Raw genomic sequence first — 6,006 nt, 5'->3', positions numbered from 1 at the left:
AAGGGCAGGCACAGAAGCAAACTTCTTCGTCGCCAGCGGCGAGCCGCCCTCGTTCGTGAGGCGTATATAGTCGCCACCAATCCAAACTGTCAACTGCCATCTCGAAGTTTTTGAACTTTTTGCGACAGAAACCGTGGGGGTCCATTGTTGATAGCCGGCTGCCTCAACGGAACCGGGACCACAGGGCGGGTCGGTCACGTTGGAGCCCTATTGCCGCCGCATTGCGGTTCGACACCAGGCCTACAAGAAGAGACGCCGCGCCGGCGGCATGCGCTTTTCAAAGGCCGCTATGGAAGTCCGTAACGGCCCCGCGGAGACGGCGCATCGCCCTCCTGGGTGGAGGCGCTCTATAAGATAACTGCGCGGGGGGAATTCGCCCAAACCTGGCGCTTCGTTGACTTCATCTGCCGTGACAGGCAAATGTCAGGGCACAACAAAAGCGAAAAGCCATTCCGCCCCGGGGAAGAAGCAGCCTTTCTGGATGCCAGACACGGAAGATGTCATAGCCGAACTCGGCAATGAGCCGCCGCTGATCGCGGATGGCCGCAGCGGCCCGCCGGATCGGCGCGAGGTTTCCGCACGTTGGCTGTCAGGCACCTTTCTCACCGGCGTGACGTCCAGCGTGCTGATGGGCGTGGCCCTGTTCGCCGCCCTTGATGGGCGCCAGCAACTGGCGACCCCGCCCGAGATCGCGGAACTGATCAGCCTTGCCGGCAATGGTGATTCCGGCGAAGTGGCCAAGACAACCCGGCTGGTGGCGCCCCGCCAGATCGCCAAGGCAAAGGACCGCCGCCGCATGGAAGTGTCGATGGTGACCAAGGTCGGCGACCGCGACGTCATCCACACCATGCCTTTCGTTCAGATCAAGATGGCGCTTGCCGCCGGCCACACCACCAGCCGCTCCTATCCGCCTTTCGACCCGATGCAGGTATTCGGGGACGACGGCGACGACAGTCCGGCGCAGCCGGCGACGGCCTCGGCCGCGTCGGGCCAGATCTACGGTGCCAAGGTCGAAAGCGAGATGAGCCTGAAGACCGTCGATTTCCCGATCGAGACGGCCGCCTTCGACGAAAAGAGCGACCTCTCCGCCGACGAAGTTGAAAAGGTGGTCCGCGAAGCCGGCACCGACCTCAGCGACGGGGCGATACAGGTCGCGTCGCTCCACTATGTCGACCCGCAGCGATTCGGCGAAGCCTTTGCCGAGAGCATGGCCGGATCCTACGACGTGAAGATCGTGCCGGAGAACGTCTCGGTGGCGCCGCGCGCCACCACCGACGACCAGGCGCCGGCCTTTGCCGAGGAAATCATTCCGTTCACCAAGGATCTCGACCTCACCGAGGCCTTTGCCGATTCGGGCTACACCGGCGAAGATGCCACTGGCATGGCTGAAGCGATCGCCAAGCTGTTGAACGCGACCACGCTCAAGGCGGGAACCGTGCTGCGTGTCGGTCTCGAGGTTCACGGCGACGCCGCCAAGGTCGTGCGCACCAGCGTCTACGACAAGACCACGCATATCGTCACCATCGCGCTCGACGACCGTGGCCAGTACGTGCCCGCACAGGAGCCCGAGCCGAACCCCGAATTGCTGAGCGCATTCGATGATTCGTCGGCCCCGGTGGTGGTGCGCGGCAACCTGCCCAATATCTATGACGGGATTTACCGCTCCGCCTATTCCTACGGCATGTCCAAGCAGATGACCCAGCGGCTGATCAAACTGCTCGCGTCCGATGTCGACTTCCAGTCCCGCCTTAGTCCCACCGATCGCATCGACGTGCTGTTCTCGCAGCCTGACGGCGACGATCAGACCTCCGACAATTCCGAGCTTCTCTATGTCTCGGCGACGTTCGGCGGCACGACCCGCAATTTCTATCGCTTCCAGATGCAGGACGGTAGCACCGACTATTTCGATGAGGACGGATCGAGCGCCAAGCAGTTCCTGCTGCGCAATCCCCTGCCCGCCGGGAAATTCCGTTCCGGCTTCGGCGCTCGCAAGCATCCGATCCTCGGATATGTCCGCATGCACACCGGCGTCGACTGGGCAGCCCCCATCGGCACGCCGATCATCGCCGCCGGCAATGGCGTTATCGAAAAGGTCGGCTGGGCTGGCGGTTATGGCAAGCAGATCATCATCCGCCATGCCAATGGCTATGAGACCTCCTACAACCACCAGAGCGCTTTTGCCAAAGGCATCGAACCGGGCATGCGTGTGCGCCAGGGACAGACCATCGGCTTTCTCGGCCAGACCGGCCTCGCCACCGGACCGCATCTTCACTATGAGCTGATCGTCAACGGCACCAAGGTTGATCCGATGCGTGTCCGCTTGCCGGTCGGCAAGGTGCTCAAAGGCGATGACCTCGTCGCCTTCAAGCGCGAGCGCGAGCGCATCGATGACCTGCTAAAGCAGGAAGACAGCGATCCGCTGAAGGTGGCGAGCGCCAAGATCGACGGGTAGAGCGTTTCAGCGGTTCGAGGCAACACTCGACCACATTGCGCAACGCGATCCCGAACGGACCGCCAGATCTTGCAATGGCTTTGATCTCGCCTCAGCGACGCGGACCCTCGGCGCGCCGCGGCCAAGGCAATCGCTGACCCGAAATGGTCGTCCAGGCGATGACGGCCGAAAGCAGGCAAAGCAGCGCGGTCACCAAGGAAACGGCCGAAAAGGCGGCGTCGCCGGCTGCGAGCCTTGCCGCATCCAGTGCTGGGGCAAGTCCCGCCGGCGCCGGTTCGCCGAAGCCTGGAATACCGGGCGTCGCATCCCTCCTCAGCGCGGCTGCGTAGACCCAGGCGGCAAGCGATCCCATCGCTGCCACGGCGATCAGGCCGCCGATGCGCGAAACCGCGTTGTTTATGCCGGAGGCGGCACCCGTATCCTTGTCTTCCACCGCTGTCATGATGGCTGTCGACAAAGGTGATACGACCAGCGCCATGCCAAGACCCATCAGCGCCATCAGCGGAAATGTCCCCATCCAGAAACTATGGACCCCGGCATGGGTGAGCATGGCAAGCCCCGCAAAGGCGAAAGCCACCACCAGGCTGCCGCAGGCGATCGGAAAACGAGGCCCGATCCGGTCCGAAAGCTGTCCGACCGACCCCGACAAAAGGGCGATCGACACCGATAGCGGCAGGAAGATGAAGCCGACCTCGGCCGTGCTCAGCCCCCATCCGGCGATGAGCAGCATCGGCAGATAGAAAAGATTGGCCGACAGCGCGAAATAGAGGAAAAATGTCGCGATATTGGCGCCGGCGAAGGCCCTGTTGCGAAACAGCGACAGATCGATCATCGGCTCGCGCCGGCGGAGCTCGAAAAAGATGAAGACGACGAGCAGGACGGCGCCGGCGGCAATGCTCGGCCCGGACATGTGGCCCTCGCCGGTGGCACTCATCGAGGTCAGCCCATAGGCGAGCGCGCCGAAGGCAAGCGTGGCGAGCGCGGCGCCGCCTAGATCCAGGCTGCGCTTTTCTGCCGGCGCGTCGGCAGGGATCTTGGCTATCAGAAGATAGATCGAGATCATGCCGAGCGGCAGGTTGACGGCGAAGATCGCCCGCCAGATGCCGTCGCCGAACGCCGACAGCACGATGCCACCCAACACCGGGCCAAGCGCTGTGGTCAGCGCCGATGCCGCCGCCCAGATGCCAATGGCGCGGCCGCGTTCCTGTTTCGGATAGGCCTTGGCGATGATGGCTAGGCTGCCCGGCACCATGATCGCCGCGCCTATGCCCTGGATGGCACGAAACGCGATCAGCACCAGCGCGTTCGGCGCCAGCGCGCAGGCAAGCGAGGCAACGACGAACAGGGCGATCCCGGCGACGAAGGCTCGGCGCAGCCCGAATCGATCGCCCGCGGCGCCGCCGGCCAGGATCAGAGCCGACAGCGTCAGCGCATAGGCATTGGAAATCCACTGAGCTTCGGCCAGGCTGGCGCCCAGATTGGCGCGGATCGCAGGCATGGCGATGGCCAGGATCGAACCATCGATAAAACCGAGCGCCGAGGCCAGGATCGCCGCGATCAGGACAAACCCTCGCCGCGACCGAGGACAGAACGTACCGTCCGCCACCGGGCTGCTCAGCGGAACGGCGGCGGCTTCGCTTGGTGAATGCATGGAACAATGCTTAGACCGCATATGCGGAGGCAGCAACCGGCCACGGGTGTCGCCCTTTACGACCAGCCGTTTCCCCAGGATTTGCGCCTGCCTCCAGATGGCGGCTCTAACGCCACATCTTTCGGCTGCCGCCGGCTAGCTGATCCAGCCGGCGTCGCCCTTGGCGTTCAGCCCTACTCGACGAATTCCACCGTCACGCCCGGCGAAACAAGTTTGGCCAATTCCCGCGCGTCCCAATTGGTCAGGCGCACGCAGCCATGACTTTCGGTCTTGCCGATCTTCGACGGATCCGGTGTGCCGTGGATGCCGTAGGTTGGCTTGTCCAGTGCGATCCACACCGAGCCGACCGGACCGTTCGGCCCCGGCGGAATGGTCAGGACCTTGTCGTTCTGGCCCTGCTTGAAATTGATGTTCGGGTTGTAGGTGTAGTTAGGGTCCAGCGCGACACGCGAGACAGCGTGCGTGCCAGACGGCGACGGCGTATCGGAGGATCCGATGGTCGCCGGATAGGCAGCGACCAGCTTGCCAGAGGCGTCGTAGGCGAAGACCTCTTTCTTGTTCTTGTCGGCGATGATCCTGGCGACCGGCGTCGAGACAAGCCTGCCGAAATTCGCAACCTTCACGATCGTGCCTGGACGATTGAAATTGGCGTCAGGGTTGAGCGCCTTCAGATAGTTCTCGTCCATGTGGAACCGTTCGGCGAGCGCCTCGGTGACCGAGGTGTATCCCATGCGGTCGAGTTGAGCCTTCTGGCTGTAGTCTTCGGGGATCGAGGCAACATAGGGCCCGGCCGCATCTTCCGGCGTGATCGTATAATTGGCGAATGCGTCGCCGCCTGTTTGCGCAAGCGCCGCCTTGATGCCGGCCTCGTCGGTGGAACGCAAATTGCTGCCCGTGATCTGGTTATAGGCGGCGAGCGCCTTGTCGACATTCGAGCCGAAACGTCCATCGATGACGCCAGGCGAAGCACCGCCCCGGTCGAGCAGAACCTGCAGCGCCGCTACGTCCTGGCGTGCGCCCAGCGATAGCGATGGGTCGACGCTTGTCTTGCCGCCAGTCGGCGGCGGCAGCGCCGCCTGATCGCCCGGCGCCGCGGGCTGTACCGGCTCGATCGAAGCCTCGTTCAGCGGCTGACGCTTGATGGGACCCGGCGTCGCCGGCTGTGGCCCATCGGGGTAATTGTTGTCGTAGCCGCCCTCGTCCTGTGGCGCCGGCGGATAGGCTTCGACCGAATTCCCACTGTCGGGATCGTATTCGTCAGCTGGCGGCGCGATGGCCCCGCCGTCCTCTTCCATCCGTTTGCGGCGGAACCGCGCCATGTCGTCAGGATCGTCGAGGTAATAGCGGTCATCTTCAACAGGAGCCCGGCCCAGTTGTCGAGGCAGCGCCTCTCGGCGCAGCGCACGCCGGTCCAGCCGTGAGCCGGGCGGCTGGATGGCGATGACCTTGCCGGAATCGGCATCGACGATGACGCGATTGCCCCGGGCGTCGTAATAGATGTCCAGATTGCCGTCCTGGGCGACAAGAATGCCGCCCTCGGAGCGGACGATGCGTCGCGCATTGTCCTGCGTTGGCGCAGCGAGAGAGGCAGAAGACACAAACCCGGCGGCGAGTACCGAAAGGGTGAAGATCGTGCGCGACATGGTGGCCAAGCTCTCCGGTCCGTGATTGCCGTCGCCCGGCAGTGTTGCTGTAAGGCGAATCCCTTCGCCTGGAAACCAGTTGCCCAAACTATGGTTCCAATATGAACGGGGCATGAAGATGGCCGTTTTCCGGCGCTTCATGGAATATTAGCCAGCTTGCGGCAAGCCCGGCTCGTTGCCCGATGCGGGGCGCGTTTCGGCTGTTATGTCCGCGTTGTCCGAACCCACCGCTTGACATGACAACGCCGCGCGCCCGGAGG

General features: G+C 63.6%; 3 protein-coding genes and 1 pseudogene. 1 reads left to right on the top strand and 3 read right to left on the bottom strand.

Features of this window, described 5'->3' with window-relative positions; genetic code table 11:
* Positions 1–198 (bottom strand): annotated as a pseudogene (locus WC739_RS12320) (hypothetical protein); the annotation flags it as partial.
* Positions 199–481: 283 nt separating this feature from the next.
* Here WC739_RS12320 and WC739_RS12315 point away from each other — a divergent pair.
* Positions 482–2,452, top strand: coding sequence for a M23 family metallopeptidase (locus WC739_RS12315; protein WP_372953309.1), 1,971 nt, complete (start codon positions 482–484; stop codon positions 2,450–2,452).
* A gap of 91 nt (positions 2,453–2,543) precedes the next feature.
* Here WC739_RS12315 and WC739_RS12310 read toward each other — a convergent pair whose 3' ends face one another.
* Both WC739_RS12310 and WC739_RS12305 read right to left on the bottom strand, forming a co-directional pair.
* Positions 2,544–4,103 (bottom strand): MFS transporter, encoded by a 1,560-nt coding sequence (locus WC739_RS12310; RefSeq protein ID WP_372953308.1) that lies wholly within the window; start codon positions 4,101–4,103, stop codon positions 2,544–2,546.
* A 173-nt stretch (positions 4,104–4,276) separates the two neighbouring features.
* Positions 4,277–5,746 carry a L,D-transpeptidase family protein gene (locus WC739_RS12305; protein WP_372953307.1) on the bottom strand — a complete coding sequence of 490 codons (1,470 nt, stop codon included), beginning with the start codon at positions 5,744–5,746 and terminating at the stop codon, positions 4,277–4,279.
* Positions 5,747–6,006 lie beyond the last annotated feature (260 nt).

Source organism: Mesorhizobium sp. (assembly GCF_041661565.1).
In the GTDB taxonomy this organism is placed as follows: Bacteria; Pseudomonadota; Alphaproteobacteria; order Rhizobiales; family Rhizobiaceae; genus Mesorhizobium.
The sequence above is the reverse complement of the archived record's forward strand: the minus strand, read 5'-3'. Positions and strand labels throughout refer to the sequence as shown.